Source organism: Pseudomonas sp. GW460-12-10-14-TSB1, from assembly GCF_017349775.1.
Classification (GTDB): domain Bacteria; phylum Pseudomonadota; class Gammaproteobacteria; order Pseudomonadales; family Pseudomonadaceae; genus Aquipseudomonas; species Aquipseudomonas piscium.
In genome coordinates this window covers 24,229-47,852 of the sequence record NZ_JACNAC010000012.1, presented here as the reverse complement: position 1 = coordinate 47,852, position 23,624 = coordinate 24,229, and the positions used below count along the sequence as shown (strand labels likewise).

The 23,624-nt window shown below is 62.5% G+C and carries 32 protein-coding genes; 14 read left to right on the top strand and 18 right to left on the bottom strand.

Going from position 1 to position 23,624, the window contains the following annotated elements; all coding sequences use genetic code 11:
* Window positions 1–59 precede the first annotated feature (59 nt).
* Entirely contained in the window at window positions 60–467 is a 408-nt protein-coding gene (locus J4D52_RS10405; protein ID WP_063431349.1) for a hypothetical protein, read from the top strand.
* Window positions 468–539: 72 nt separating this feature from the next.
* Here the strand turns inward: J4D52_RS10405 and J4D52_RS10400 are convergent, their stop codons facing one another.
* The gene (locus tag J4D52_RS10400) at window positions 540–710 is read right to left on the bottom strand and encodes a hypothetical protein (RefSeq protein WP_164485765.1); all 171 of its coding nucleotides are present in this window, start codon (window positions 708–710) and stop codon (window positions 540–542) included.
* A gap of 240 nt (window positions 711–950) precedes the next feature.
* Window positions 951–1,424 (bottom strand): hypothetical protein, encoded by a 474-nt coding sequence (locus tag J4D52_RS10395; protein WP_080693514.1) that lies wholly within the window; start codon window positions 1,422–1,424, stop codon window positions 951–953.
* 115 nt (window positions 1,425–1,539) lie between these two features.
* Here J4D52_RS10395 and J4D52_RS10390 point away from each other — a divergent pair, with 115 nt between their 5' ends.
* Both J4D52_RS10390 and J4D52_RS10385 read left to right on the top strand, forming a co-directional pair.
* A complete protein-coding gene (locus J4D52_RS10390) occupies window positions 1,540–1,983 on the top strand; it encodes an anti-virulence regulator CigR family protein (protein ID WP_025808596.1) in 444 nt (147 codons plus the stop codon).
* A gap of 422 nt (window positions 1,984–2,405) precedes the next feature.
* Window positions 2,406–2,918, top strand: a complete 513-nt coding sequence (locus J4D52_RS10385) for a fimbrial protein (RefSeq protein WP_102677309.1) — start codon at window positions 2,406–2,408, stop codon at window positions 2,916–2,918.
* 481 nt (window positions 2,919–3,399) lie between these two features.
* On the opposite strand, the gene osmE is transcribed toward J4D52_RS10385, so the two are convergent.
* The gene (gene osmE / locus J4D52_RS10380; protein WP_025808598.1) at window positions 3,400–3,759 is read right to left on the bottom strand and encodes an osmotically-inducible lipoprotein OsmE; all 360 of its coding nucleotides are present in this window, start codon (window positions 3,757–3,759) and stop codon (window positions 3,400–3,402) included.
* A 406-nt stretch (window positions 3,760–4,165) separates the two neighbouring features.
* Here osmE and J4D52_RS10375 point away from each other — a divergent pair, with 406 nt between their 5' ends.
* Complete coding sequence (locus tag J4D52_RS10375) at window positions 4,166–4,369, top strand: DUF6021 family protein (RefSeq protein WP_025808599.1); 204 nt, start codon at window positions 4,166–4,168, stop codon at window positions 4,367–4,369.
* Window positions 4,370–4,483: 114 nt separating this feature from the next.
* The gene (locus tag J4D52_RS10370; RefSeq protein WP_102677308.1) at window positions 4,484–4,684 is read left to right on the top strand and encodes a DUF2188 domain-containing protein; all 201 of its coding nucleotides are present in this window, start codon (window positions 4,484–4,486) and stop codon (window positions 4,682–4,684) included.
* A 63-nt stretch (window positions 4,685–4,747) separates the two neighbouring features.
* On the opposite strand, the gene J4D52_RS10365 is transcribed toward J4D52_RS10370, so the two are convergent.
* Window positions 4,748–5,074, bottom strand: coding sequence for an isochorismate lyase (locus tag J4D52_RS10365; protein ID WP_053279458.1), 327 nt, complete (start codon window positions 5,072–5,074; stop codon window positions 4,748–4,750).
* A 198-nt stretch (window positions 5,075–5,272) separates the two neighbouring features.
* Here J4D52_RS10365 and J4D52_RS10360 point away from each other — a divergent pair, with 198 nt between their 5' ends.
* A complete protein-coding gene (locus tag J4D52_RS10360; protein WP_009049358.1) occupies window positions 5,273–5,593 on the top strand; it encodes a YbjQ family protein in 321 nt (106 codons plus the stop codon).
* Between the two features lie 243 nt (window positions 5,594–5,836).
* Here the strand turns inward: J4D52_RS10360 and J4D52_RS10355 are convergent, their stop codons facing one another.
* The 6 genes from J4D52_RS10355 to J4D52_RS10330 all read right to left on the bottom strand — a co-directional run bounded on the left by J4D52_RS10355 (window position 5,837) and on the right by J4D52_RS10330 (window position 11,735).
* The gene (locus J4D52_RS10355; protein ID WP_023965801.1) at window positions 5,837–6,046 is read right to left on the bottom strand and encodes a hypothetical protein; all 210 of its coding nucleotides are present in this window, start codon (window positions 6,044–6,046) and stop codon (window positions 5,837–5,839) included.
* A 70-nt stretch (window positions 6,047–6,116) separates the two neighbouring features.
* Complete coding sequence (locus J4D52_RS10350) at window positions 6,117–7,757, bottom strand: ABC-F family ATP-binding cassette domain-containing protein (RefSeq protein WP_102677307.1); 1,641 nt, start codon at window positions 7,755–7,757, stop codon at window positions 6,117–6,119.
* Between the two features lie 199 nt (window positions 7,758–7,956).
* Window positions 7,957–9,045, bottom strand: a complete 1,089-nt coding sequence (gene modC, locus J4D52_RS10345) for a molybdenum ABC transporter ATP-binding protein (protein WP_102677306.1) — start codon at window positions 9,043–9,045, stop codon at window positions 7,957–7,959.
* A gap of 3 nt (window positions 9,046–9,048) precedes the next feature.
* On the bottom strand, window positions 9,049–9,729 hold the full coding sequence (gene modB, locus J4D52_RS10340) for a molybdate ABC transporter permease subunit (protein WP_009049354.1): 681 nt from the start codon (window positions 9,727–9,729) through the stop codon (window positions 9,049–9,051).
* Window positions 9,730–10,497, bottom strand: coding sequence for a molybdate ABC transporter substrate-binding protein (gene modA, locus J4D52_RS10335; protein WP_053279453.1), 768 nt, complete (start codon window positions 10,495–10,497; stop codon window positions 9,730–9,732).
* A gap of 173 nt (window positions 10,498–10,670) precedes the next feature.
* Window positions 10,671–11,735, bottom strand: a complete 1,065-nt coding sequence (locus J4D52_RS10330) for a nitronate monooxygenase family protein (RefSeq protein ID WP_102677305.1) — start codon at window positions 11,733–11,735, stop codon at window positions 10,671–10,673.
* A gap of 327 nt (window positions 11,736–12,062) precedes the next feature.
* Here J4D52_RS10330 and J4D52_RS10325 point away from each other — a divergent pair, with 327 nt between their 5' ends.
* Window positions 12,063–13,046 carry an MDR family oxidoreductase gene (locus tag J4D52_RS10325; RefSeq protein WP_063431335.1) on the top strand — a complete coding sequence of 328 codons (984 nt, stop codon included), beginning with the start codon at window positions 12,063–12,065 and terminating at the stop codon, window positions 13,044–13,046.
* 49 nt (window positions 13,047–13,095) lie between these two features.
* A complete protein-coding gene (locus tag J4D52_RS10320) occupies window positions 13,096–13,584 on the top strand; it encodes a GyrI-like domain-containing protein (protein WP_025808608.1) in 489 nt (162 codons plus the stop codon).
* Here the strand turns inward: J4D52_RS10320 and ada are convergent.
* The 5 genes from ada to J4D52_RS10295 all read right to left on the bottom strand — a co-directional run bounded on the left by ada (window position 13,548) and on the right by J4D52_RS10295 (window position 16,683).
* Window positions 13,548–14,621, bottom strand: coding sequence for a bifunctional DNA-binding transcriptional regulator/O6-methylguanine-DNA methyltransferase Ada (gene ada / locus J4D52_RS10315; RefSeq protein ID WP_025808609.1), 1,074 nt, complete (start codon window positions 14,619–14,621; stop codon window positions 13,548–13,550). The two genes, J4D52_RS10320 and ada, sit on opposite strands and share 37 nt — an antisense overlap.
* Window positions 14,622–14,708: 87 nt before the next feature.
* Complete coding sequence (alkB, locus tag J4D52_RS10310; protein ID WP_063431333.1) at window positions 14,709–15,377, bottom strand: DNA oxidative demethylase AlkB; 669 nt, start codon at window positions 15,375–15,377, stop codon at window positions 14,709–14,711.
* Complete coding sequence (locus J4D52_RS10305) at window positions 15,367–16,083, bottom strand: 2OG-Fe(II) oxygenase (protein WP_102677304.1); 717 nt, start codon at window positions 16,081–16,083, stop codon at window positions 15,367–15,369. Before J4D52_RS10305 ends, alkB begins: the two co-directional genes overlap by 11 nt.
* Before the next feature lie 93 nt (window positions 16,084–16,176).
* Window positions 16,177–16,347: a hypothetical protein gene (locus J4D52_RS10300; RefSeq protein ID WP_007921734.1), complete on the bottom strand. Its 171-nt coding sequence runs from the start codon at window positions 16,345–16,347 to the stop codon at window positions 16,177–16,179.
* Window positions 16,348–16,380: 33 nt separating this feature from the next.
* Complete coding sequence (locus J4D52_RS10295; RefSeq protein ID WP_007921735.1) at window positions 16,381–16,683, bottom strand: DUF1883 domain-containing protein; 303 nt, start codon at window positions 16,681–16,683, stop codon at window positions 16,381–16,383.
* A gap of 176 nt (window positions 16,684–16,859) precedes the next feature.
* Here J4D52_RS10295 and J4D52_RS10290 point away from each other — a divergent pair, with 176 nt between their 5' ends.
* From J4D52_RS10290 to J4D52_RS10275, 4 genes are all read left to right on the top strand, one after another.
* The gene (locus J4D52_RS10290; protein ID WP_063431329.1) at window positions 16,860–17,210 is read left to right on the top strand and encodes a hypothetical protein; all 351 of its coding nucleotides are present in this window, start codon (window positions 16,860–16,862) and stop codon (window positions 17,208–17,210) included.
* Between the two features lie 184 nt (window positions 17,211–17,394).
* Window positions 17,395–18,066: a cytochrome c gene (locus tag J4D52_RS10285; RefSeq protein WP_025808613.1), complete on the top strand. Its 672-nt coding sequence runs from the start codon at window positions 17,395–17,397 to the stop codon at window positions 18,064–18,066.
* Window positions 18,063–18,986 carry a c-type cytochrome gene (locus tag J4D52_RS10280; protein WP_063431327.1) on the top strand — a complete coding sequence of 308 codons (924 nt, stop codon included), beginning with the start codon at window positions 18,063–18,065 and terminating at the stop codon, window positions 18,984–18,986. Before J4D52_RS10285 ends, J4D52_RS10280 begins: the two co-directional genes overlap by 4 nt.
* 68 nt (window positions 18,987–19,054) lie before the next feature.
* The gene (locus J4D52_RS10275) at window positions 19,055–19,285 is read left to right on the top strand and encodes a hypothetical protein (protein WP_007921740.1); all 231 of its coding nucleotides are present in this window, start codon (window positions 19,055–19,057) and stop codon (window positions 19,283–19,285) included.
* Between the two features lie 21 nt (window positions 19,286–19,306).
* Here the strand turns inward: J4D52_RS10275 and J4D52_RS10270 are convergent, their stop codons facing one another.
* Together J4D52_RS10270 and J4D52_RS10265 are read right to left on the bottom strand one after the other, a co-directional pair.
* Entirely contained in the window at window positions 19,307–19,588 is a 282-nt protein-coding gene (locus tag J4D52_RS10270) for a hypothetical protein (protein ID WP_063431325.1), read from the bottom strand.
* Window positions 19,589–19,741: 153 nt separating this feature from the next.
* Window positions 19,742–19,930, bottom strand: coding sequence for a hypothetical protein (locus J4D52_RS10265; protein WP_025808616.1), 189 nt, complete (start codon window positions 19,928–19,930; stop codon window positions 19,742–19,744).
* Window positions 19,931–20,223: 293 nt separating this feature from the next.
* Here J4D52_RS10265 and galU point away from each other — a divergent pair, with 293 nt between their 5' ends.
* Both galU and gorA read left to right on the top strand, forming a co-directional pair.
* Window positions 20,224–21,063: a UTP--glucose-1-phosphate uridylyltransferase GalU gene (gene galU, locus J4D52_RS10260; RefSeq protein ID WP_009049342.1), complete on the top strand. Its 840-nt coding sequence runs from the start codon at window positions 20,224–20,226 to the stop codon at window positions 21,061–21,063.
* A 131-nt stretch (window positions 21,064–21,194) separates the two neighbouring features.
* The gene (gene gorA / locus J4D52_RS10255; RefSeq protein ID WP_063431323.1) at window positions 21,195–22,553 is read left to right on the top strand and encodes a glutathione-disulfide reductase; all 1,359 of its coding nucleotides are present in this window, start codon (window positions 21,195–21,197) and stop codon (window positions 22,551–22,553) included.
* Here gorA and J4D52_RS10250 read toward each other — a convergent pair.
* On the bottom strand, window positions 22,550–23,578 hold the full coding sequence (locus tag J4D52_RS10250; RefSeq protein WP_102677303.1) for a DNA-binding protein: 1,029 nt from the start codon (window positions 23,576–23,578) through the stop codon (window positions 22,550–22,552). The two genes, gorA and J4D52_RS10250, sit on opposite strands and share 4 nt — an antisense overlap.
* Between the last annotated feature and the right edge of the window lie 46 nt (window positions 23,579–23,624).

Below are 23,624 nucleotides of genomic sequence, written 5' to 3'. Positions count from 1 at the left end.
CGTGTCCTTATAGGCCGCTGAAGCACTGGCGTTTTGCCGCGCTCACAAGGAGGTTCCAAGTGATAGCAAAGCTGTTCGTGACGATCGGGATTATCTTCTACGCCGTTGTGGTGCCAGTGCTGGAGATCAATGAGACCCATGTTTTCAACCCGGCCTGGGAACCCCACGCACGGTTGCATGAGGTCTGGCAGCTGTTCACCAATACGGCGATCGGTGTATTCAGCCTGTGGCTGGTGTGGTTGAAGGGCAACCTGCGCCTGTCCAGTCTCCTGACTCTGTTCGTCACGGGCGGCTTCTTGTTGGCTTACTGGCTTCGGCAGTCTTACGGTGGGTCGATGGTGCTCACCGATGGTTCTGAGAAGTTGATCCTGGGCGTCAACCTGGGGCTGTTTGCCTACGTCCTGGCGATCCTGCTGGCGGCTATCGCGGTTGCGATCGACTGGCGCAAACGGCCCGAGCTGCTCTGAGCCTGAGCGGCTGCGTAGAAGCAAGAAACCAGAAGCCCGGACATGGCCGGGCTTCGTTGGATGGGTGTCTGCTCAACGCGAATAGGGCTTGCCTTCACGCCCCGCATGTTCGACCGACAACCTGCGCCTACGCCTTTGCACCCAGCTCCAGAACGCATGCACAGGATGAATGAACATCGCCAGCACGCACAGCAGCAGGACAATGAAGATGGACATCAGACCGAGACCTTCATGGGAAAACATCGTGGGTTACTCCTGTAGTTCACTTTGTCGGTCCCTGAAGGGTAGGTATTCAGACGCTTCGCTTCATGAAGGTTAGATAAAGATAGTTTCATCTGCGCCCGAGTCATGAGAGCCAAAGAGGGGGCAGCCAGGTTGGGCAGATACTAAAAAGCCCGGCGCTGGGCCGGGCTTTTTATGCAGGGCGATGCCATCCAGCCTGCGGTGTTGAAGCCGACTCAACTGGAGAGCAAAAAGCGGGGTCTATCGATCGTTTTTGCTCGAAGAGACGCCAGCGTTGCTCAAGCCTTTTGCATTGTGGTCCCCAGGCGTAGTGCCCGAGATTGCCGTCGCTTTTGACAGCCCGCGGGTATCTTTGGAGTGAGCCACTCCAGAAGTGGTCGAGCCATGGCCATTGCTGTCATTACGAATGCTGCCGTAATGGTTGCCATTTTCTCCGAGATTGCGAACCGACTTGCCGGCAGGGTCGCTTTTCAGGCCGCCGCTATGGCCCTTGCTGCTGACCCCTCCGGAGTGGCCGCCAGCCTGGCCACCATGACCACCACTATTGCCGCCACTATTGCCACCGCCATGACCCCCACCGTTACCACCGCCATTTCCGCCACCATGGCCACCACCGTCCTTTGCATAGGCGGACGTCAGAGGGAGCAGAGGGGCCGCTGCCAGCATCAGTACACAGGTCACGGCCGTCACGAGATTTTTTTTCTTTAAAAGCATGATTGCTTCCATAGATAAGGAGAGGTTTGCATGAACTAAGACGCAATCGGCTGTCTATAGTTCGGGTGTCATGACGAATGGCACCACGGCTGGATTCATGCAGAGGACTGCAGAGATGACTACTCGTTCGGTTGTAGCTGTTTTAGCAAGTGCCGCGTTTTTATTCGGCTCGACTGCCTTGTATGCGGACCCAGGGAATGGCAAGGGCAATCCCCATGGCAATCAGGGCGGACACGGCAATAAAGGCAACAAATCCCAGGATTACAAACAGGGTGGGCGGTATGACGGACCTCAAGTAGATGTCGGCGGTATTCGCGTGATCATTGGCGACAGCCGTGACTACTGGTCACCTGGTCCGGCGCTGCCACCGGGCATTCAGAAAAACCTGGCCCGAGGCAAACCCCTGCCGCCAGGTATCGCGAAAAAACTGGATGGCCGGATGCTGGGCCGGCTGCCGCACTATGACGGCTATGAATGGCAACAGGCCGGTACCGACTTGATCCTGGTCGCCATCGCGACAGGCATCATCTACGAAGTTCTGCACGACGCTCTGGACTGATTCAGTCCGGACCGGCTCGCAAGCAAAGCCCGGTGCAAGACCGGGCTTTTGCCTGACACGCAGCGTCCCGTACTCCCGCCGATATTCCCCCCACATCCAGGCGCCGGTTCGATTCCGATGCCTTGCTGTTTTTCGTTGGCTCAAATACCGGATAACCGCCTTGGCGGTGATTTGCCGAGCCTCCCCTTCAGCAGCATTCCAGCGCGATCTGATAGTTGAGTGGAGTGTTTCGGAAGTGTCTTAAGGACGCCAATGGGGTGCCGTTCTAAGGTTTCAGCGTTCGCCGTGTGCGCTTTTTTGGCTGACACCGACTGGCGTTTCGTCCATTGAAAAAGCGCATGGCGACAGACAGGAAGAGTGGCCTGGGTGGCTGCTCCGGACTGAACCGATCGCATGTCTGCATTCAATTAAAGGAATAACTAATGCCCACTCAGAATGTTGGAAAGTTCTTTGATTTTCGCGCCAGGGTCACCGCTTCCGCGTGGACGATCGATCCTGATAATGGCCTGGGTGCGAGTGTTGTTCCTGGGGTTTCACGTCGGCGTTCCAGCGTCATGGAGCAAGTGGTCGAGCTGGGTGTATCGAGCCTTGACGCGCTGCAGGCGGGTGGCAGCTCCCCGCATTTTTTCAGCGTCGAGTTGAACGAAGACCGGCTCAAGGACGCGAAAAAGGTCCAGGTCTACTTTGACGGCATCACCAGCGATGGCGTGACCTTGATGAATGACTATGAAGAGGCCGGCTCCGCACGCAATGTTGGCGTTCAACTGCTGGATAGCGAGGGGAAAGTTCTGCTGCTGGGGCACGAAGGTTGTGTCGAGTACCCGGTGGCATCGGGTTTCAGGCTGTCCTTCGCGGCAAGACTGGTCAGCACCAGCGGGCCTGTGGAAGCCGGTGAGTTTTCCTCGTTTGCCGAGTGCGTGATCCTTTATGCCTGACGACAGGCAAGCGGTTCACGCAACCCTTCAATAATGCGGAGAGAGGGGCGGTGGCGCTTTTTTACTGGCGTCAACAAGGTGACGAATCGGCCATAGCCTGAAAAAACATGTGGTTATTTAATGACTTAGAAAATATTTAGGGTAAAAATAACCTCAAAATATATTGTTACATGTTCTCGAGGACGTTAAGATAGCCCCGCGTTCACCTACCACGGTTTATGCATTTTTAGCCCCAAGTGTCCATCAGCTACTTGGGCTTTTTTTTGCCTGAAATTTGCCTTCGGCAATCCTCCTTGTCGCCCGACGCCACTTTGGGCGCCTTCCTCACGAGCCGCAGCAAGGCAAAAAAAAGCCCGCGGGGAGCGGGCCAATAGTTGAATGAGCAGGGTGAAATCTACCCGCCTGGCGCTCGGCTCACAGTGAAAGAAATTTCATCTGGTCGTACCCACCCGCAATCGCCGTCGGCTCTGGCCAGCTCAGCTCAATAACCGCCACCCATATCAACCGTGCCACTGCCTGGAGCCCTGGCTTTTTGCTGGGCGTGGCTCCATTCGGCGCAGGTGAGGAAGCTGGTGTGATCGACTTTGCCGCTGCCGTCGAAGCTGACATTGAACGGCTGGTTATGGCCGGCCTGGGTCAACACATAGTCGAAGCAGGTCCCGAGTTCCACGGTGCGCGGGGTGACGGACAAGGGTTCGCCGCCGATCTGTCGGACTTGTTCCTGGGTCATGCCGGTCTCGACCTTCGCCACCAGCGGTTGATTGCGGTAGACGTGGGAGTTGCTGGTGCAACCGGAGGTGGCTGACAGCAGGGTGAGCATGACGATAAGTACTTTGTTCATGGCAGGGCTCCCGATGATAGGTGTCGTGAAGAGACGCCTGGGTGCATCAGTTGAAGTAAAGCCGAGCGACGAGGGCCACGAGCAGTATTCGCCAAGGACGGGACGAGGGGATGGCGGATAGACAAAAAGCCCGCATGGGCGGGCTTTTTGCAGAGGGGGAGCTGATCCGTCAGCTGGGGCCAGTGTGCGCTTGCGCTGTGGTCCTAGCAACGACAGGGCGACGAAACGCAGGCCTTGGCGCAGACTGATAACGCAGCTCATGATTCGGCTGTGGCAGACCTTCCAAAACGCCATAAGCGCGGTGGAAAAGGCCGTTTGATCCAGTGCCATTCGTCAGCTGTTTTGCACCCCGCGTCGGAATGGCCCTCTTATTGAGAGAACATTCCATCCTGGTCGGGAGGTATCCATGAATACGAACAGGCCCACTGGCCCGAGTTCATCCGAGCATGCCTCCGGCAAGGACGAACTGGGCTTCGACCCTGACTCCCCGGACCTGGCTGATCCGCAGGTGGACCCCATAGGTCCGGCGAGAGCGCCCAGGGACAACAAGCCGGAGAAAGAACCCAAGTCCCGGGCGTATGACCCCCTGGGGAACCTCAAGCCCAAGTGAAACACGGGCAGGGTACTCCGGCCTCGTAGCGATGGATGGAACCCACGCCCGTACGGACCGGGTGTAAGGTGTTCGCGACAACCTCGGACGATCTCTACCGAAAGGGAGGCGATTATGAGCGTTCCAATGCTGAACAAGATGCACATGAACGGCTATGACGTGGTCAGCGTCAACAGCGGCCCCTGGCGGGTCTGCACCAAGGGCGACCGTCTTGGCTCCTTTGGCACTCGAGAGGAGGCCCTGGCCTATGCGGCAGCCTTGCCGGCCTACAAGGCGAAGGCCAAGAAGGTTGTACAAGGGGCCAACACCCGATAACCCCATCCACGACCCTGCCCGACAGCCTGGCCTGTTCCCTGGCTGTCGGGTTTTCTTTTGCCCTCAGGCCGGCGACTGGGCCTGGGCGGACTTCCAGCCCTTGAGTTCCTCTGCGATGAAGTGCTGCACCAGGTCACTGTAGAGCTTTTCGATGGCGTCGGCGCTCAGCCCCTCGGCCTGGGCCCATTCCCGGCGTTGCAGGAGCATGGCGCGAAAACGTTCGGGAGCCCGCACGGCGGTTTCCGAGGTCTTGAATTTCGATGCGGCCATGACGTAGCGGAAACGTTCGCCCAGCAGCTGGATGACAGCCTGGTCGAGGCGATCGATTTCGCGGCGGATGTCCTCCATGCCTGCGCATTGATCGGGGGCTCGCGACTGAATGACGTCCATGTGAATACTCCAATTGAGAAGGGATCTGCGGCCATCCGCTGGCGGATTTAATCACGGACAGGCGCGCCCCTGGCATTACCTTGCCGGCCGATGCGGCAGCCTCGCGCGGCATGCTGCGCAGAGGGTCTGTTACCATCGCGTTTTTTTGCGACCACGCCCGGGTTCAGGGCGCGGTCGCGCCGGTCAAAGGAGAATGCCGTGATTATCACTACCACCCACGCGATCGCGGGGCGAGAAATCGCCGAGTACCTGGATATCGTGAGCGCCGAGTCCGTGCAGGGGATCAACGTCGTACGTGATGTCTTCGCCGGGATGCGCGACTTTTTCGGTGGGCGTTCCCAGACCCTGGAGCGGGCACTGAAAGAAGCCCGGGTGCAGGCGACCGACGAGATCAAGGAACGTGCCCGCGATATTCGCGCGGATGCGGTGATCGGTCTGGACTACGAGATCAGCATGCCCAGCGGCCGTGGCGGCATGGTGGTGGTTTTTGTCACCGGCACCGCTGTCAGGCTCAAGTAACCGACGTCTTGCCCGCGTCCTGCAGCCCCGCCCCTGTGCGGGGCTTTTTTATGCCCGGCATGACCTGCCAAACCGCCGCCCGGCCCTTGGCGATCGCCCATAAAAAAGACCCACCGGGGAGCGGTGGGCCAGTCGGGAGTCTTCAATAAGCCTGAACCACTTTAGCTAAGCCTTGGCGGGTTCACAGTGAAAGAAATTTCATCATTGCCGGCGAGTGGCTGCATCACCCGATTGTCCAGGGTTTCAGGCGCGGCGGCTGGCGGCATTGAGCCGGCGACACTCGCGCACGGCGTCCTCTTCCAGGTCGTAGCCATCGCCGATGAAACCGTCGGTGCGGGTGTCGGCGATGCGGTACCAGTGGGCGGCGATCGGCGCGCCGTGGGCGGCTTCCCCGGCGCGTCGACCCTGAATGATGATCTTGTTGCAGCGCTTTACGACAAAAATGTCTTCCATGGCGCTTCCCTGGTTGATAGCTGCTCAGAGCAACTATAGAAGTAACTCCGAAATTCGCGCAAAAGCCTGTTCATTGGCCGACCTCGTCCAGTCTCCAGCCCGCTGCCGTCCATTGCAACCGGTGGCTGGGCGCCATGGCGGCGAGGAACTCGCGGTCGTGGGACACCACCAGCATCGCGCCGGGGAAATCGCGCAGGGCGCTTTCGAATGCTTCCACCGATTCCAGGTCCAGGTGGTTGGTCGGCTCGTCCAGGAGCAGCAGCTTGGCCGGCGTGTCGTGCCACAGGGCAATCGCCAGGGCGGCCTTGAGGCGTTCGCCACCGCTGAGCTGGCCACAGGGCTGGGTCACGCGCTGGGCGTCCAACTGCAGCAAGGCCAGGCGGCTGCGCAGCAGGCCTTCTTGCAGTGGCCGGTCGAGGGCTCCCAGGTGGTCGAGGATCGAACGCTCGGGATCGAGCAGCGACAGGTGCTGGTCAAGGCAGGCGCTGGCCAGCCGCACCTGGCACTGGCCGCTCAAGGGCTGGATCTCGCCGGCCAGCATTTTCAGCAGGGTGGATTTTCCGCAGCCGTTGGGCCCGCTGACCGCAATGCGCATGGGGCCGGTGACGCTCAGGTCGAGGTAGCTGGAGGCGGCCTCGGGCGGCAGCCAGGGCAATTGCGCTCGCGTCAGGCAGAATACCTGTTGCCCCTGGGGCACCGCGGTGCCGGGCAACGTCACCAGGGTTGGCGCCTCCGGCACCACCCGCGCATAGGCGTCGCGGACCTGTTGATCGAGGTTGTTCTTGTGGCTCTGCTGACGGTTGCGCACCTGGCCCATGATGTCCCGCGCCGCGCCTTTTATCTTCATCCGTTCGAAGCTGGATATGTTGGCGGTGTCGGCATAACGCCGGGCGCCGGCGGCGTGGCGCTGGATGGTGTCGTGCTCGCGTTGCAGGCGTTTCTGTTCGCGGCTGCGCTCGGTTCGCGCGTGTTCCAGGGCGGCCCGCGCCGCGCCGTGCTCGGCTTCGCGCTGGGCGCGGAACGCCGCGTAGTTGCCGCCGTAGACTCGCGCGCCCTGGGGCGTGAGCTCGACGATGCGCTGCATCTGCGCCAGTAGCTGGCGGTCATGGCTGATCAGCAGCAGTCCGCCGCGCCACTGCCTGAGCTGCGTCAGCAGCCACTGGCGACCGGGTTCGTCGAGATGGTTGCTCGGTTCGTCGAGTATCAGCAATTCGGCATCGCTGAGCAGGGCGCCGATCACCGCGATACGCGCCCGTTGCCCGCCGCTGAGGCTGGCGGCCGGATTGTCGGGGCCGACTGTGTCGAGACCTGCCTCGTCCAGCAGGCGGCGCAGGCGTTCGCCAAGGTCCCAGCGCTCGTCGACCTGCGCCAGGTCGGTCATCGAGGCCTGGCCCGCGGCGAGGCGTTCGAGGGCGGCCAGGGCCTCGGCGATGCCGGCGACCTGGGCGACGCTCTGGCCTTCCTGCGCCAGATGTTCCTGGGCGACATAGGCCACGCGGGCAAAGCGCGTGACGCTGCCCGAGGACGGCGTAAGCTCGCCGGCGATCAGGCGCGCGAGCAGGCTCTTGCCGGTGCCGTTGCGCCCGACTATGCCGGTGGGCAAGGCATCGAATGTCAGGTCGAGTGAATCGAACAGGGTTTCGCCATGGGCGAACTGGAATGTCAGCTGGTTCAGGGAAACCAGCGCAGGCAGCCGTGTGACGTGAGTCATCAGCACCTCCGGAAAATGTCGAAAAAGGCCAACAAGCGCTGCAAGGCGGCTTGTCGCGAATACATTTCTGGAAGGCTTAGTTGTTCACGTCGGCAATCGTCCGGTGACGGGGAAGGGCGGCTAGCCTAACGCGCGGGTGGGCCGGATGACAACCCGCGGCGCGGCTATCGCGAGCAAGCGCTTGCGCCCGGCGCGCGGCTCAGGCGAGCACGGCCACCGCCTTGATCTGCGCCCAGAGTTGCTGGCCCGGATGCAGTTCCAGTTGATCGCGGGAGTAGCGGGTGATCCGCGCCAGCAACGGGTTGCCGGCGACATCCAGGCGCACCAGGACATGGGCGGTGTTGTCGGCGGGGATTTCACCGCTGACCGTTACCGGCAGGCGGTTGAGGATACTGCTGTGTTCGCCGGCCTGCAGGCTGAGGCTGACGTCCCGCGCCTGGACCTTGAAGCGCAGGTGCTTGCCGATGGCCATCGGCGCGTGGGCGACCCGTACCCGCAACTGGCTGCCGGGCAGTTGCAGGGCGAGCAACTGGTAGCCGGCGTCGTAGTGGGTGACCTGGCCTTCGATCACCACCCCGGCATCGTCGCCCAGGGCCAGGGGCAGATCGAGGCGGGCCAGGGTTTCGCCGATCGGCCCGCTGGCCAGGGCGCGGCCGTTTTCCAGCAGCACGATATGGTCGGCCAGGCGCGCCACTTCATCCTGGGAATGGCTGACGTACAGCACCGGGATCTCCAGCTCGTCATGCAGGCGTTCGAGGTACGGCAGGATCTCGCTTTTGCGTTTGCTGTCCAGGGCCGCCAAGGGCTCGTCCATCAGCAGCAGCCGCGGGCTGGTGAGCAGCGCGCGGGCAATGCCGATGCGCTGGCGCTCGCCGCCGGACAGGTTATGCGGATGGCGTTGCAGCAGGTGGCCGATGCCCAGCAGCTCGGTGGCCTGGGCCATGTCCACACGGCGTTGCGCGCGGGGGATGCGCTTGAGACCGAACTCCAGATTGGCCTGCACCGAGAGGTGGGCGAACAGGCTGGCTTCCTGAAATACATAACCCAGGGAGCGTTTGTGCGGTGGCATAAACAGCTGGCGTTCGCTGTCCTGCCAGACCTCGTCGTTGATCCGCACCAGGCCCTGTTCGGCCTGCTCCAGGCCGGCGATGCAACGCAGGCAGGTGGTCTTGCCGGAACCGGAATGCCCGTACAAGGCGGTGACGCCGCGGCCTGGCAGCTCCAGGTCGAGATCGAGGTTGAAGGCTTTGTAACTGCGCTTGAGGCGCACATGGATCGATGCACTCACGACTCAACTCCAGCCAGCGCGGGTTTTGCGGCTGGAGTACAGCGCCAGCAACACCAGGAACGAGAACACCAACATGGCGGCGGCCAGCCAGTGGGCCTGGGCGTATTCCAGGGCTTCGACGTGGTCGTAGATCTGCACCGAGACCACTCGGGTCTTCTCGGGAATATTGCCGCCGATCATCAGCACCACGCCGAACTCGCCGACGGTGTGGGCGAACCCGAGGATGGCCGCGGTGATGAAGCCTGGCCTGGCCAGCGGCAGGATCACGCTGAAGAAGGTGTCCCAGGGATTGGCGCGCAAGGTCGCCGCCACTTCCAGTGGACGGGTGCCGATCGCGGTAAAGGCGTTCTGCAGCGGCTGCACCACAAAGGGCATGGAATAGATCACCGAGCCGATCACCAGGCCGCTGAAACTGAAGGTCAGGGTACCCAGGCCGAGGGCCTGGGTGAGCTGGCCGATGTAACCGTTGGGGCCGAGGGCGAGCAACAGGTAGAAGCCGATCACCGTCGGCGGCAGGACCAGGGGCAAGGCGACGATGGCGCCGATCGGCCCCCGCAGCCACGAGCGAGTGCGCGACAGCCATAACGCAATCGGCGTACCGACGATCAGCAGGATCAGGGTCGTCAGCGACGCCAGTTGCAGGGTCAGCCAGATGGCGGAAAAGTCGGCACTCGATAGCGGCATTTAGAGTTGGTAACCGTAGGACTGGATGACGGCCGCGGCTTTCGGTCCCTTGAGGTAGTCAACCAGGGCCTTGGCCGCCGGGTTGTCCTTGCCCTTGTTGAGGATCACCGCGTCTTGTTTGATCGGGTCGTGCATTTCGGCCGGGACTATCCAGGCCGAGCCGCTGCTGACTTTGCCGTCTTTGTAGATCTGCGACAAGGCGACAAAGCCGAGTTCGGCGTTGCCGGTGGAGACGAACTGATAGGCCTGGGTGATGTTCTGGCCTTCGACGATCTTGCCCTTGACCTGGTCGGTCAGGCCCAGCTTGGCCAGTACCTGGGTGGCGGCCAGGCCGTAAGGCGCGGCTTTCGGGTTGGCGATGGACAGGTGCTGGTACTGGTTGTCCTTGAGCACCTGGCCCTTGCTGTCGACGTAGGCATCCTTGGCCGACCACAGCGCCAGGGTGCCGATGGCGTAGGTGAAGCGCGAGCCCTTGACGGTGGCGCCTTCGCTTTCGAGTTTTTCCGGAGTGCTGTCGTCGGCGGCGAGGAAGACTTCGAACGGCGCGCCGTTCTTGATCTGGGTATAGAACTGCCCGGTCGCGCCATAGGCGGCCACCAGCTTGTGTCCGGTGTCTTTCTCGAAATCGGCGGCGATGGCCTGGATTGGCGCGGTGAAGTTAGCGGCGACCGCCACCTGGACTTCATCGGCCTGGGCCGAGCCTAACGCGCAGGCGGCGAGCAAAGCGGCAAGGCAGGTTGGGGCAAAACCTGAGAGACGACGGTTCATGAACAGCTCCATTGGCGAAGGGACGTTGGGCAGTTGGGGGTATTGGAATGGACTGCGCCAGGGGTGGGTGAAACGCTATATACGAAAATATATAGCGAATTGCCAGCGAACGGAACTGTGGCAGGAGCTGGAGTGGGAGGCGGGCCGCGAACGAGGTCGCGGCCCTGGGGCTTTTAGCCTCTGTTGAGCTTGGCCAGGGCTTGCTCGGCCAGCGTGCGGGTCAGCTCGAAGGCCGGCAGTTCCAGTCCCAGGCGCAGGGCCTGACCGGACCAGAGGTTGGCGAAGTCGGCGTCGTCCTTGGCGCGCAGCGGCATCAGCGCGCCACCCGCCAGAGGGAAGGCCGGGGCCAGCGGGCTGATCGGGCCGATCTCGCGCATCACCCGGTTGACGATGCCCCGTGCCGGGCGTCCGGTGAACAGGTTGGTCAGGGCGGTTTCGCTCTCCTTGGCGGTGTGCAGGGCCTGGTGGTGGGCGGCGCTGACCTTGGCTTCCGGGGTGAACAGGTAGGCGGTGCCCAGTTGCACCGCCGAGGCGCCGAGGGCGAAGGCGGCGACTATGCCGCGGGCGTCGCCGATCCCGCCGGCGGCGATCACCGGCACCTGCACCGCATCGACGATCTGCGGCACCAGGGCCATGGTGCCGACCTGGGTATTCAAGTCGTCGCTGAGGAAGATCGGGCGATGGCCACCGGCCTCGTAGCCCATGGCGATGATCGCGTCGCAGCCATGCTGCTCCAGCCAGATCGCCTCATCGACGGTGCTCGCCGACGACAGCACCTTGGCCCCGGTGGCCTTGACCCGTGCGAGCAGGGCTGGCTCCGGCAGGCCGAAGTGGAAGCTGACGATTTCCGGGCGCAGCTCTTCCACCAGTTCGCAGCTGACCAGGTCGAAAGGCGCCCGGCTGCTGACCGGTGTGGGGGCATCGAAGTCGGCCCCCAGTTCCCGGTAGTAGGGTTCCAGGGCGGCTTTCCAGCGTGCGGCGCGCTCGGCATCGGGGGCTGGCATCTGGTGGCAGAAGAAGTTCAGGTTCAGCGGGGCGGATGTGGCCTGGCGGATGGCCTGGACTTCCTGGCGAATCTGCTCGGGGGTGAGCATAGCGCAGGGCAGGGAGCCCAGGCCGCCGGCCCTGGCGACGGCGATGACCATGGCGGAGGTGGTCGCCCCGGCCAGGGGGCCTTGAATGATCGGCAGTTGAATGCCCAGCAGGTCGAGAATGCGGGTGTCAGGCCATTGGCTCATTTGGAATGATTCTCCGACGTCAAAAAAAGAAGGACGGCAACCCGGGGTTTGTATCAGGAGAGGGTTGGTCAAGGCCAGTCGACTTTGGCTGGGGCGCGGCAATCCTCTGTAGGAGCGAGCTTGCTCGCGAGGCGGGATTAGGGCCGCCACCTGGGTTGCCAGTGATAACGCTATCGCGGGCAAGCCTCGCTCCTGCAGATAGGACAGGGTGTGGGCGGTCTACGACGAAAAGAGCGTGGATTTTTCCCGCCCGGGCTGGGAAGGTGGGGGCTTTGCAAGCTGAAGCTCAAGTTCGCGGCCCGGCCATGGGCCTATCGGGAGGCAGTGATGTTCAAGGGTATTTTGATCGAGAAAGACGACGCCGGTTATCGTGCGGCGCTGCGTGATATTGGCGAAGAGCAGCTGCCCGAGGGCAACGTGACGGTGCGGGTGGCCTACAGCACCCTGAACTTCAAGGACGGCCTGGCCATCACCGGCAGCAGCCCGGTGGTGCGCAAGTTTCCCATGGTCCCGGGGATCGATCTGGCGGGCATCGTCGAAGACAGCAGCCACCCGGATTACCAGCCCGGCGACCAGGTGCTGCTCAACGGCTGGGGCGTGGGCGAAGGGCATTGGGGCGGCCTGGCGCAGAAGGCACGGCTGGACGGTGACTGGCTGATTCCCTTGCCCCAGGCGTTCAGCGCGGCCGAGGCCATGGCCATCGGCACGGCCGGGTACACGGCGATGCTCAGCATCCTGGCGCTGGAGCGCCACGGCCTGACTCCGAACCAGGGCGAGGTGCTGGTCACCGGGGCCAATGGCGGGGTCGGCAGCTTTGCCATAGCCTTGCTGGCCCGGCTCGGTTACCGGGTGGTGGCGTCCACCGGACGCACTGCCGAGCAGGACTACCTCAAGCGCCTGGGCGCCAGCGAGATCATCGACCGCGCGAGCCTGTCCGCGTCGGGCAAGCCTTTGGCCAAGGAGCGCTGGGCGGCGGTGATCGACTCCGTGGGCAGCCATACCCTGGCCAATGCCTGCGCCAGCACCAAGGCCAATGGCACCGTGGCCGCTTGCGGGCTGGCCCAGGGCATGGACTTCCCGGCCTCGGTGGCGCCCTTCATTCTAAGGGGCGTGACCCTGGTCGGAATCAACAGTGTGACCCAGCCCAAGGCCCGGCGAATCGAGGCCTGGCAGCGCCTGGCGCGTAATCTGGACCCGGCCCTGTTGCCGTTGATCAGCCATGAGATCGGCCTCAGCGAAGCCATCGCCGCTGCGTCGCGCCTGTTGGCCGGCGAGTTGCGTGGGCGCGTGGTGGTGGATGTGAATCGCTGATACCGTGCGCGCCGGTCACCCAGATAAACGCCAGACAGGAGTACGAAGCATGGATGTCAAACTGCGAGAGGTTCAGCCTTTCAGTGTTTCGGGCTTGCAGGTGCGTACCTGCAATGCCGACGAGCAACAAGCGGACAGCGCGCGGATCGGGCCGATGTGGGAGCGGTTTTTTGTCGAAGGCCTGTTCGACAGCATCGGTCACCGGCAGTCGGACTCGTTCATCTACGGCGTGTACTCCAACTACGAGTCCGATGCCTCGGGGCATTTCGACGTCACCGCTGGTGTGGCGGTGGGTGAAGGCAACGCTGACTATCCGTTGGTGCAGGTGCAGGGCGGCGAGTACCTGGCGTTCTCCGCCAAGGGGCCGATGCCGGACGTGGTGATCCAGACCTGGGGCCTGGTCTGGGCCTACTTCGAGGACAACCCGCAGGTCCGCCGGCGTTTCGCCACGGACTTCGAGGTGTACACCGGGCCGGAATCGGTGTCGCTGTACATCGGCATTCAAGCCTCGGACGAGCTCTCGCGCTCGAGCAACTGACGCTTGCGCTCCACGCCCCAGCGGTAGCCGGACAGGTTGCCGTCGCTGCGCACCACCCGGTGGCAAGGGATCGCCACCGCCAGGCTGTTGGCGCCACAGGCCTGGGCCACGGCGCGAAAGGATTTCGGCGCGCCGATACGCTGGGCGATCTCGGCGTAGCTGGCGGTGCTGCCCGGCGGAATCTCCTTGAGAGCCAGCCAGACCCGCTCCTGGAACGCCGTGCCTTGCAGGTCCAGCGGCAGGTCGAGGCCAATGGCCGGCGCTTCGATAAACCCCACCACCTTGGCCACCAGTTGCTCGAAATCCTGGTCGGCGCCGATCAGGTTGGCCCGCGGGAATTTGTCCTGCAGATCCTGCACCAGGGCGTTGGGGTCGTCGCCCAGCAGGATCGCGCAGACCCCACGATTGCTCTGGGCGACCAGGATCGCGCCCAGGGAACACTGGCCGACGGCGAAGCGGATATCGGCGTTCAGGCCGCCGGCGCGGTAGTCACTGGGTTTCATGCCCAGCAACTGGTCGGCGGTTTCGTAGAAGCGGCTGTTGGAGTTGAAGCCAGCGTCGTACAGCGCGTCGGTCACCGAATGGCCGTGCTCCAGCTGGCGCCGCACCCGCCGCGAACGGTGGGCGCTGGCGTAGCCTTTCGGAGTCAGCCCGGTGGCGGCCTTGAACACCCGGTGAAAGTGGAAGCTGCTCATGCCGGCTTGCTCGGCCAGCTGTTTCAGGCTGGGCAGCGCTTCGGCCGATTCGATCTGCCGGCACGCGGCCGCCACCAGGCTGGCGTGATGCGCGGCCACCTGGGTCTGGTCGCTGGCGCTGCGTTTGCTTGGCCGGTAACCGGCGGCCTCGGCTTGTTCCGCGGTGTCGAAGAACTCGACATTCTCCGGCCGAGGCAGGCGCGACAGGCTGCTGGGACGGCAGTAGACCCCGGTGGTTTTCACCCCATAGACAAACTGGCCATCGGCGCTCGCATCACGGGCCAGGACGGCGAGCCAGCGGGGATCGCTTGCGGTGGTGGGCTTGGGCTGGACCATGGTCATGGGCTCTACTCGGTGACGGATGTCGCTCAGATTAGCCAAGGGCAGGGTGCCTGGCACTCCGAGTCTTGCGCTTGAATTCCCGCGGGATCAACCGGCCCGGCGAAAGGTCAGGTTGATACGCCGCGGGCCCAGCAGCGGGTGCGTGCCTTCCTTGAGCGGCAGCACGCCGTGATAACGCAGGCGGTCGACGCCACCCCAGACCACCACATCGCCATGCAGCAGCGGCACCCGCAGCGGGCGGTCGCTGCGCCGATCGCCACCCAGCTGAAACACCGCCGGCAAACCCAAGGAAACGGAGACGATCGGTGCGTGGTAGTCGCGCTCGTCCTTGTCCTGGTGCAGGGACATGCGGGCGCCGGGCACATAGTGATTGATCAGGCAGGCGTCTGGGTCGAACCCGGCAAAACCGGCCTGGGTCGCGGCGGCCTGGGCCAGTTCGTGCAACACCTCGGGCATCGCCGGCCAGGGCTGGCCGCTCTGCGGATCGATGGCGGTATAACGGTAGCCGCTGCGGTCGGTGGTCCAGCCCAGCTGGCCACAACTGCTCAGGCCCACCGACATGGTGAAGCCGCCCGGGGTGACCATCTGCCGGAAAGGCGCGGCGCGCAGCACCCCACGCAGGGCCGGCAGCAGGCGTTCGATCCAGGGCAGGGCGAAACCGCGAAGCACAAAGGACTGCGGGCCGATCTGTTCGGTGCGGGGCGCCTGTTGCAGTTCGGGGTCACCGAACAGCTCGGCGGTGAAGTTACTGGGCATCGTGGAAGATCACTCCTAGCGTATGGCGGCGGCCGCTGTGCAGGCGGCTGACGCCATGGCGTAGCGTCACCCGGTAATGGCCGCGCACGCCGGCTACCGGACGATGATGCACGGCGAAGATCACTGCATCACCCTGCTTCAGACCAATGACCTGTGGCCGTGACTGCATGCGCGGGCGCTGTTCGGTGATGACGAATTCGCCGCCGCTGAAATCGGTGCCGGGCTGTGACAGCAGGACTGCGACCTGCAGGGGAAATACGTTGTCGCCGTACAGGTCCTGATGCAGGCAGTTGTAATCCTGCGGGCCGTACTGCAGCAACAAGGGCGTCGGCCGCTGCTGTCCGGCGGCGTGGCAGCGCTGGAGAAAATCCTCGTGTCGGGGCGGATACTGCACGGGGATATTCATCAGCTGGTTCCAGCGGTTGGCCAGCGGTACCAGGCGCGGATAGAACTGGCTGCGCAATTCGGCGACCAGCTGTGGCAAGGGGTAGGCGAAATACTGATACTCGCCGCGGCCGAAACCGTGCCTGGCCATGACCACTCGCGAACGGAACAACTCGCTGTGGGGATACAAAGTGCTGAGCTCATGACATTGGTCAGCGCTGAGCAGGTTGCCGATCACCGCGCTGCCGTCCTGGTCGATCTGCTGCTCGATCGAGGGCCAGTCCAGGCAGGCGAGGCGTTGTTCGAGGGAGGGGGCGGACATGCTGGCGATTCCCGGAGTAGAGGCTGAGGTCCGCCATTCTGGGAAGCGCGCGGGCCGCTCACACTCCGCTGCTTGCGCTCGAATTCGCTGGGCTTACAGCGCCTTGCTCACGCTGACGTCGCTGATGACGTCGTCGGTCTGGCCGTGCAGGGCTTCCAGCGCGGCCTTGGCTTCTTCCTGAGTGCCGCTTTCCAGCTGGGCGAACTCGAAACGGCGTTCGCCGTTGAGTTTGTATTTGATGACGTACTTGGTCGTTTGGGCCACGGTGATACCTGTTTTTCGCGGGCTGGGCGGGGTTCAGCGCAGTTTCGAGCTGGACCGGCGGATGATCTTGATCGAGTGGGTCAGGTTCGGCTTGCGGGTGACGCTGATGGGCCGGCGGTTGACGGTGTCGATGGTGATATTCCAGAAGCCGGTGCTCGGCGCGGTGATCTTGGCTGGGAACTTGTCGAACGCGCCGCCATGATAGGTGTGACGTCCGCCGTTCTTGAAGCTTCGGAAGTTGGCGTCGTTCATCAGGCGGATGTTGCAGACCTGGGAGCATTCGATGACGACGATATCGTCTTCGTTGAGGTGCTCGCGCTGGTGGATAAATTTCATGGGCGCCTCCAGAAGGGCTTTTGCTACAAAATCAAAACGATGGCGCAGTTTATCAGGCCACGGCCGGCGGCTTTGACAATTTAAAACAGTTATTTGCCGATTATTTAGGATAAATCTGACTGATCCGGAGAAAAATGCCATTTCTGCGGTCGGACGGTCTTTAACGGAGGAAATGTATGAAGTGGGGTGTGTTGATTCTGGCCTTGGCGATCAGTGGTTGTGCGACAGTCTCGGACATTAACCAGACACTGCCCACCCTGAACGTGATTTCAGGGAAAAAGCCGCAGGAGTACGCCAAGTGCGTCAGCGACAAACTGGCTGACAGCCGTGGCCAGTTGCAGATCGAACCGCATAAGGACGGTATGCGCGTTATCGTTCCGCAGAAACTGTCGGCGGGGCCGACCGCGGTGTTCGATATCGAGGAGCGTTCCAGCGGCAGCAGCATCAAGCTGCATGAAAGCATGTCCAACGTGCCCATGCGTCCGGGCGATATCCGCAAGGCGGCGGAGGACTGCATTTCCGGCTGATAGCCGCGTGACTTTTCAACAGCCCGCCCTGGCCCGGATTTCCCTGGCGCAGGCGGGCTTTTTTGTGCCCGATGGCAAAGCAGGCTCGGTGGATTTCGCGTTGTAGCCAAAGGTCTATTGGCCTACTCTTTGTAGGCTTATATAAAATAAGACTAAGGATATAACTAGAAAAATGGAGTTCGCCATGATCCCCATGGATCGAATACTGCTGAGCAGCCTGATGCTGTTTTTTGTCGCCAGTGCCCAGGCCGTGGATGGGCAGAAAGTGTTTACCCAAGGTGGGGCGCAGCCCGGCGCCACGGCATGCCTGGCCTGTCATGGTGGCGATGGCCTGGGTTTGGCAGCCGCCGGATTTCCACGTCTGGCGGGATTGTCGGCGGGTTATCTGCGCAAGCAGCTGGAAGATTTTCGCAGCGGCGCGCGCAGCAACCCGGTCATGCAGCCACTGGCCAAGGCCCTGAGCGATGACGAGATCGACGCGGTCAGCCAGACCCTGGCGGCCATGCCCGCGCCCATTCCAGCACCCATCAATCGCAGTTCCGTGGCCGAAGGCGTGGGGGCGAGGCTGGCCCTGCGCGGTGCCTGGGAGCGTCAGGTCCCCGAATGCGTGATCTGTCACGGACCAGGTGGCGTGGGTGTGGGAGACGCCTTTCCGCCGTTGGCCGGACAACCCGCGGCTTATCTGGTCGGGCAATTGAATGCCTGGCGCGACGGCACGCGCCGCAACGACCCGAACGATCTGATGGGACACATCGCCAAGGCCCTGAGCCCCGAGGAAATCGCCGCGGTGGCCGACTACTTCGCCAAGGCCGACAGCCAGTTGGCCAAGGCCAATAAACAGGAGCCCAAGCCATGAGCCGTGATCTTCTATTGGGCTTTTCCCTCGTATTACTGGCGAGCCAGGCTCATGGCGCTGCGGTCGCCATGGAGGACCAATCGCAGGTTCGAGAGCCGGCAGTGAGCGCTGCTCATCCTCAGTATTTCCAGGCGCCGGCGGAGAGCGAGCTGCCGGACAATGCCTACGGCAAGATGGTCCGCGACGGTTATGCGCTGTTCGTCGATACCAAGCGCCTGGCGCCGAAGTTCGTCGGCAATGGGCTCAATTGCAGCAACTGCCACCTGGATCAGGGGCGACTGGCCAACTCCGCGCCGCTGTGGGGCGCCTATCCGATGTACCCGGCGTACCGCAAGAAGAACAACAAGGTGAACACCTACGCCGAACGCTTGCAGGGCTGCTTCCAGTTCAGCATGAACGGCACGCCGCCGGCTGCCGACAGCTACGAGATCACCGCGCTGTCGGTGTATTCCTATTGGCTGGCGAGCAAGGCGCCGATCGGGGTCGAGTTGCCCGGGCGCGGTTACCCCGAGGTGCCGCAACCAGCCCAGGGCTATGACCTGGCCCGTGGCGAGCAGGTGTACCGGGCGCAATGCGCGGTCTGCCATGGCGATAACGGCCAGGGCCAGAAGGTCGGCACGGACTATGTCATGCCGCCGCTCTGGGGCAAGGACTCGTACAACTGGGGCGCGGGCATGCACCGGATCAACACGGCCGCGTCCTTTATCAAATACAACATGCCCTTGGGCAAGGCCGGCAGCTTGAGCGACCAGCAGGCCTGGGACGTGGCGGCGTTCGTCAACCGCCATGAGCGGCCGCAGGACCCGCGCCTGGTGGAGGGCTCGATCGAGAAGACCCGGCTCAAGTTCCACGCCAACGACGGGGTCAATCTGTATGGCCAGACGGTAGATGGCGTGCTGATTGGCCAGGGCATCCGATAAACTGTCGGCCATTGTCAAGGATGCCGTCGAAATCCAGGTTTCGGCGGCATCGTTTTTTGGGAGAAAGCATGAAACGCGAAACAGTCCGGGAGAGGCATGCAGAGGGGCATATCTCTGCGACCCATGTGATTCAGAATCCGGCGAATTCCGGGGAGTGGATCGTGTTCTTCAAGAAAAGCGCGGGGCGCAGCTACTTTCTTGTGGATGACAACGATGAAGTCGAGTCATTCGACCGGCTGGACGACCTGATCGAGACCATTCGCAACCTGGGCATCAAGTTTGCCGAGATTCATATGTAGGCAGGCCATGAGGGCCGCCTGCTATTTGCAAACCACCACCACGCTGCGGCTTTTGTAGTTGCCGACATCCGCCCCCAGGGTCTTGTCGCTTTCCTTGAGTGATGGCGTGCCGTCGGTGCCGATGATCCGATAACCGGTGCCGGCACAGGAGGCATCGGCCTTTTCATAGCAGCTGGCCCAGGAGCTGGCTTCGCCGGAGCAATCGATGCTCAGGCCTTGCTCGCCGTTTTCCAGGTAGGTATCGGAAACGGTGGCGCATCCGGTCAGGGCCAGTACCGCGGTCAGTGCCAGAAGTTTGTGCATGGGAGTGATCGTCGTCGAGAAGTTGAGCCCCGGGGGAGGGCTGGACACCCTTGGCGAGCGTCTGGGACGAGATGCTATAGCGAACCGCCACTGCGGTATAGATCAGCATGAAAAGCCCTGCGCGGGGCAGGGCTCTTCGATACAGGGGCGGTCTCAGGCCTTGGGGCTGCGACGCGCCGAGGCGTGGCCTGCCGAATCCTCGAACACCGATGCCACTTCGACCGCCATCGCCTCGCTGGCGAAAGGTCCGGCGACGTTCTCGCCCTGGGCACTGACCAGCCACCACTGGCCATCTTTCAACTGCTTGATCTGGTAACCGTTTACGCTTTTTGTTGCCGACATCTATCTGCCTCGTTGGCGGGTTCAAGGGCGCCATGATAGCGGGAAACGGGCCACAGCAAGAGTGCGGATCGGGGCTCAAGTGCAGAAAAGTTAAGGCCTTGCGGCCGGATGGCAGTTTACGGCGCGGGCTATCTGTACGATGCTGCGCAGCTATGTTCGCAGCCAGTGCGGAACTATCCGCGGCAATATTTCTCTTAGATGGCAGCGGTTAGCCAGCGCGGCCCATTGTAAGGTGCACGCGGCCTGATTAGACTGCGCCGAAATTCGTACGTACAGCCCTTTTAAGGACTCATATGATCAAGAAATGCTTGTTCCCAGCAGCCGGTTACGGTACTCGCTTCCTGCCAGCGACTAAAGCCATGCCCAAAGAAATGCTGCCGGTGGTGAACAAGCCACTGATCCAGTACGGCGTTGAAGAAGCACTGGACGCCGGCCTGAACGAAATCTCCATCGTCACCGGTCGCGGCAAGCGCGCCCTGGAAGACCACTTCGACATCAGCTACGAGCTGGAAAACCAGATCAAGGGCACCGACAAGGAAAAATACCTGGTTGGCATCCGCAAGCTGCTGGACGAGTGCTCGTTCTCCTACACCCGCCAGACTGAGATGAAAGGCCTGGGCCACGCGATCCTGACCGGCCGCCCACTGATCGGCGACGAGCCGTTCGCCGTGGTCCTGGCGGACGACCTGTGCGTGAACCTGGAAGGCGACGGCGTCCTGACCCAGATGGTCAAGCTGTACAAGCAGTATCGCTGCACCATCGTCGCGATCCAGGAAGTTGACCCGCAGGAAACCAACAAGTACGGGGTGATCGCCGGTGACCTGATCGGTGACGACCTCTACCGCGTGCGCAACATGGTCGAGAAGCCGAAGCCGGAAGACGCTCCGTCGAACCTGGCGATCATCGGTCGTTACATCCTGACCCCGGACATCTTCAGCCTGATCGAGCAGACCGAGCCAGGCAAAGGCGGCGAGATCCAGATCACTGACGCCCTGATGAAGCAGGCGCAGGACGGTTGCGTGATCGCCTACAAGTTCAAGGGCAAGCGTTTCGACTGCGGTGGCGCCGAAGGCTACATCGAAGCGACCAACTTCTGCTTCGAACACTTCTACAAGACTGGCAAGGCTTACTGATAGCCCGCTTCGTCCTTGTACTGAAAAGCCACCTTCGGGTGGCTTTTTCGTTTTATGCCCCTATGTAAATCCTCTAGCGCTGACCGCATGCGCATCTGCGGTTATGCTGTCAGCCTGCCTGGGAGAGTGAAATGGCCTACGATTTTGATCTTTATGTAATTGGCGCCGGTTCCGGCGGTGTGCGTTCGGCGCGGTTCGCCGCGGGTTTTGGCGCGAAAGTCGCGGTCGCCGAAAGCCGCTATCTGGGTGGTACCTGTGTCAACGTCGGCTGCGTGCCGAAAAAACTGCTGGTGTACGGCGCTCACTTCGCCGAGGACTTCGAGCAGTCCGCAGGCTTCGGCTGGACCCTGGGCGAGGCCGATTTCGACTGGGCCACCCTGATCGCCAACAAGGATCGCGAGATCAATCGCCTGAACGGCATCTATCGCAATCTGCTGGTCAACAGCGGCGTGACCCTGCACGAAGGCCACGCCAGGCTGATCGATCCGCATCAGGTGGAAATCAATGGCCAGCGTTACAGCGCCAAGCACATCCTGATCGCCACCGGCGGCTGGCCGCAGATCCCGGACATTCCGGGGCGCGAACACGCCATCAGTTCCAACGAAGCGTTTTTCCTCAAGGAACTGCCCAAGCGCATCCTGGTGGTGGGCGGTGGTTATATCGCGGTGGAGTTCGCCGGGATCTTCCACGGCCTGGGCGCGGACACCAAGCTGCTGTATCGCGGCGAGCTGTTCCTGCGCGGCTTCGATGGTGCGGTGCGCAAGCACTTGCAGGAGGAGCTGACCAAGCGTGGGCTCGACCTGCAGTTCAACGCCGATATCGAGCGCATCGAAAAGCAGGCCGATGGCAGCCTGAACGTCACCCTCAAGGATGGGCGCGAGCTGGTCACCGATTGCGTGTTCTACGCCACCGGGCGGCGGCCGATGCTCGACAACCTGGGGCTGGAAAATACCGGGGTGAAGCTCGACAAACGTGGCTTCATCGAGGTCGATGAGCAGTACCAGAGCGCCGAACCGTCGATCCTGGCGATTGGCGATGTGATCGGTCGTGTGCAGTTGACGCCGGTAGCCCTGGCCGAAGGCATGGCCGTGGCGCGGCGCCTGTTCAAGCCGGAGCAGTATCGTCCGGTGGACTACAACATGATCCCGACCGCGGTGTTCAGCCTGCCGAACATCGGCACCGTCGGCCTCACCGAAGAACAGGCGCGGGAAGCGGGGCACAAGGTGCAGATCTTCGAAAGCCGCTTCCGGCCGATGAAGCTGACCCTGACCGAATGCCAGGAGCGCACGCTGATGAAGCTGGTGGTGGATGCCGACACCGACAAGGTGCTGGGCTGCCATATGGTCGGCCCGGACGCCGGCGAGATCGTCCAGGGCCTGGCGATTGCCTTGAAGGCCGGCGCCACTAAGCGTGACTTCGACGAAACCATCGGGGTCCACCCGACGGCCGCCGAAGAGTTCGTCACCATGCGCACGCCGGTCGCCGGTTAAGCCTGCTCTGGCGGCTCCGGCCGCTGTTCTTCTGGCTCCGCCTCGACCTTCGCGGCGGCAGCCAGTTGCAGGGCCTCCAGGCTCGCCTCGGCCTTGGCGGCGCGCAGTTCCAGTTGTCGGTTGTCCTGCAGCTGTTGCTCCAGGTTCTGCTTGAACTCATGACTCTCCAACAAGGCGACGCGCAGGCGTTCTTGGAGGAGGGTGTGTTCGCTGTTCAGGCGGGTGGATTGCTCCATCAGCTGGCCAAGCTTGCCGTCAGCCTTCTGTATCTGTTCCTGTGCCTGGCGCAATTCCTTCTGGGTGGCGCGCTGCTCGCTGGTCAAGCGCTCATTGTCGCGGTGCAACTGGGTGATCTCATCCTGGCGTACCAAGGCACTTTGCTGGGCCTGGCGCAGTTCCTGTTGCACTTGCTGCAGTTGGCCTTCATGGCGGCGTTGATCCTGTTCGCGCTGCTCCTTGACCGCGCTGCGGTAATGCTCAAGGGCGTCCCGGGCGTGCAGGTGCTTTTCTTCCAGCGAGCGAATCTGCTCGTCCTTGTCTTTTAGGCGCAACTCGAAGTCCGCCAGGGCCTGGTTCAGCCCGGCATTGCGGGTCTGTTCGCTCTGCAGCATGGAGCGGGTCTCCTGCAGCAGGGCGCTTTCGCTGGCCAGGGCTGACGCCTGGGTCTGCAGTTGTTGTCGCAACTGGGCTTGTGCCTGTTCGGCCGCGGCCTGCTGCGCCGCCAATTCCTGGTTCATTTCCGCCACTTGCGCCTGGGCCTGCTCCACAGGTTCCTGGGCCTGTTCGCGCAGGCGTTGGGCCATGCGCTGGACCAGTTCCGTCAGCTCTTCTTCCAGGGCTTCCTGGGGCGCGGCGCGGCGGGCTTCGCTCTGCTCCAGCTCCTTCAGGTAGCGGTGGATGGTGGTTTTCGAACCGGTATTGCCCATTTCGATGCGCACCGCATCGATGCTGGGGTGTTCGCCGCGGGCGAGGATTGCCGAACGGGCGATTTGCACCACCGCCTTGTTAACGCCGCCACGAGCCATGGTATCTCCTACGATTACGTAATTTTTTACGTGGTATGTATAAAGT

Excerpts from the sequence above, each read along its gene's own strand:
- J4D52_RS10400 (WP_164485765.1), bottom strand. The coding sequence starts at position 710 with ATGTTTTCCCATGAAGGTCTCGGTCTGATGTCCATCTTCATTGTCCTG.
- J4D52_RS10395 (WP_080693514.1), bottom strand. The coding sequence starts at position 1,424 with ATGCTTTTAAAGAAAAAAAATCTCGTGACGGCCGTGACCTGTGTACTG.
- J4D52_RS10390 (WP_025808596.1), top strand. The coding sequence starts at position 1,540 with ATGACTACTCGTTCGGTTGTAGCTGTTTTAGCAAGTGCCGCGTTTTTA.
- J4D52_RS10385 (WP_102677309.1), top strand. The coding sequence starts at position 2,406 with ATGCCCACTCAGAATGTTGGAAAGTTCTTTGATTTTCGCGCCAGGGTC.
- osmE (WP_025808598.1), bottom strand. The coding sequence starts at position 3,759 with ATGAACAAAGTACTTATCGTCATGCTCACCCTGCTGTCAGCCACCTCC.
- J4D52_RS10375 (WP_025808599.1), top strand. The coding sequence starts at position 4,166 with ATGAATACGAACAGGCCCACTGGCCCGAGTTCATCCGAGCATGCCTCC.
- J4D52_RS10370 (WP_102677308.1), top strand. The coding sequence starts at position 4,484 with ATGAGCGTTCCAATGCTGAACAAGATGCACATGAACGGCTATGACGTG.
- J4D52_RS10365 (WP_053279458.1), bottom strand. The coding sequence starts at position 5,074 with ATGGACGTCATTCAGTCGCGAGCCCCCGATCAATGCGCAGGCATGGAG.
- J4D52_RS10355 (WP_023965801.1), bottom strand. The coding sequence starts at position 6,046 with ATGGAAGACATTTTTGTCGTAAAGCGCTGCAACAAGATCATCATTCAG.
- J4D52_RS10350 (WP_102677307.1), bottom strand. The coding sequence starts at position 7,757 with ATGACTCACGTCACACGGCTGCCTGCGCTGGTTTCCCTGAACCAGCTG.
- modB (WP_009049354.1), bottom strand. The coding sequence starts at position 9,729 with ATGCCGCTATCGAGTGCCGACTTTTCCGCCATCTGGCTGACCCTGCAA.
- modA (WP_053279453.1), bottom strand. The coding sequence starts at position 10,497 with ATGAACCGTCGTCTCTCAGGTTTTGCCCCAACCTGCCTTGCCGCTTTG.
- J4D52_RS10330 (WP_102677305.1), bottom strand. The coding sequence starts at position 11,735 with ATGAGCCAATGGCCTGACACCCGCATTCTCGACCTGCTGGGCATTCAA.
- J4D52_RS10325 (WP_063431335.1), top strand. The coding sequence starts at position 12,063 with ATGTTCAAGGGTATTTTGATCGAGAAAGACGACGCCGGTTATCGTGCG.
- J4D52_RS10320 (WP_025808608.1), top strand. The coding sequence starts at position 13,096 with ATGGATGTCAAACTGCGAGAGGTTCAGCCTTTCAGTGTTTCGGGCTTG.
- ada (WP_025808609.1), bottom strand. The coding sequence starts at position 14,621 with ATGACCATGGTCCAGCCCAAGCCCACCACCGCAAGCGATCCCCGCTGG.
- alkB (WP_063431333.1), bottom strand. The coding sequence starts at position 15,377 with ATGCCCAGTAACTTCACCGCCGAGCTGTTCGGTGACCCCGAACTGCAA.
- J4D52_RS10305 (WP_102677304.1), bottom strand. The coding sequence starts at position 16,083 with ATGTCCGCCCCCTCCCTCGAACAACGCCTCGCCTGCCTGGACTGGCCC.
- J4D52_RS10295 (WP_007921735.1), bottom strand. The coding sequence starts at position 16,683 with ATGAAATTTATCCACCAGCGCGAGCACCTCAACGAAGACGATATCGTC.
- J4D52_RS10290 (WP_063431329.1), top strand. The coding sequence starts at position 16,860 with ATGAAGTGGGGTGTGTTGATTCTGGCCTTGGCGATCAGTGGTTGTGCG.
- J4D52_RS10285 (WP_025808613.1), top strand. The coding sequence starts at position 17,395 with ATGATCCCCATGGATCGAATACTGCTGAGCAGCCTGATGCTGTTTTTT.
- J4D52_RS10280 (WP_063431327.1), top strand. The coding sequence starts at position 18,063 with ATGAGCCGTGATCTTCTATTGGGCTTTTCCCTCGTATTACTGGCGAGC.
- J4D52_RS10275 (WP_007921740.1), top strand. The coding sequence starts at position 19,055 with ATGAAACGCGAAACAGTCCGGGAGAGGCATGCAGAGGGGCATATCTCT.
- J4D52_RS10270 (WP_063431325.1), bottom strand. The coding sequence starts at position 19,588 with ATGCACAAACTTCTGGCACTGACCGCGGTACTGGCCCTGACCGGATGC.
- J4D52_RS10265 (WP_025808616.1), bottom strand. The coding sequence starts at position 19,930 with ATGTCGGCAACAAAAAGCGTAAACGGTTACCAGATCAAGCAGTTGAAA.
- galU (WP_009049342.1), top strand. The coding sequence starts at position 20,224 with ATGATCAAGAAATGCTTGTTCCCAGCAGCCGGTTACGGTACTCGCTTC.
- gorA (WP_063431323.1), top strand. The coding sequence starts at position 21,195 with ATGGCCTACGATTTTGATCTTTATGTAATTGGCGCCGGTTCCGGCGGT.
- J4D52_RS10250 (WP_102677303.1), bottom strand. The coding sequence starts at position 23,578 with ATGGCTCGTGGCGGCGTTAACAAGGCGGTGGTGCAAATCGCCCGTTCG.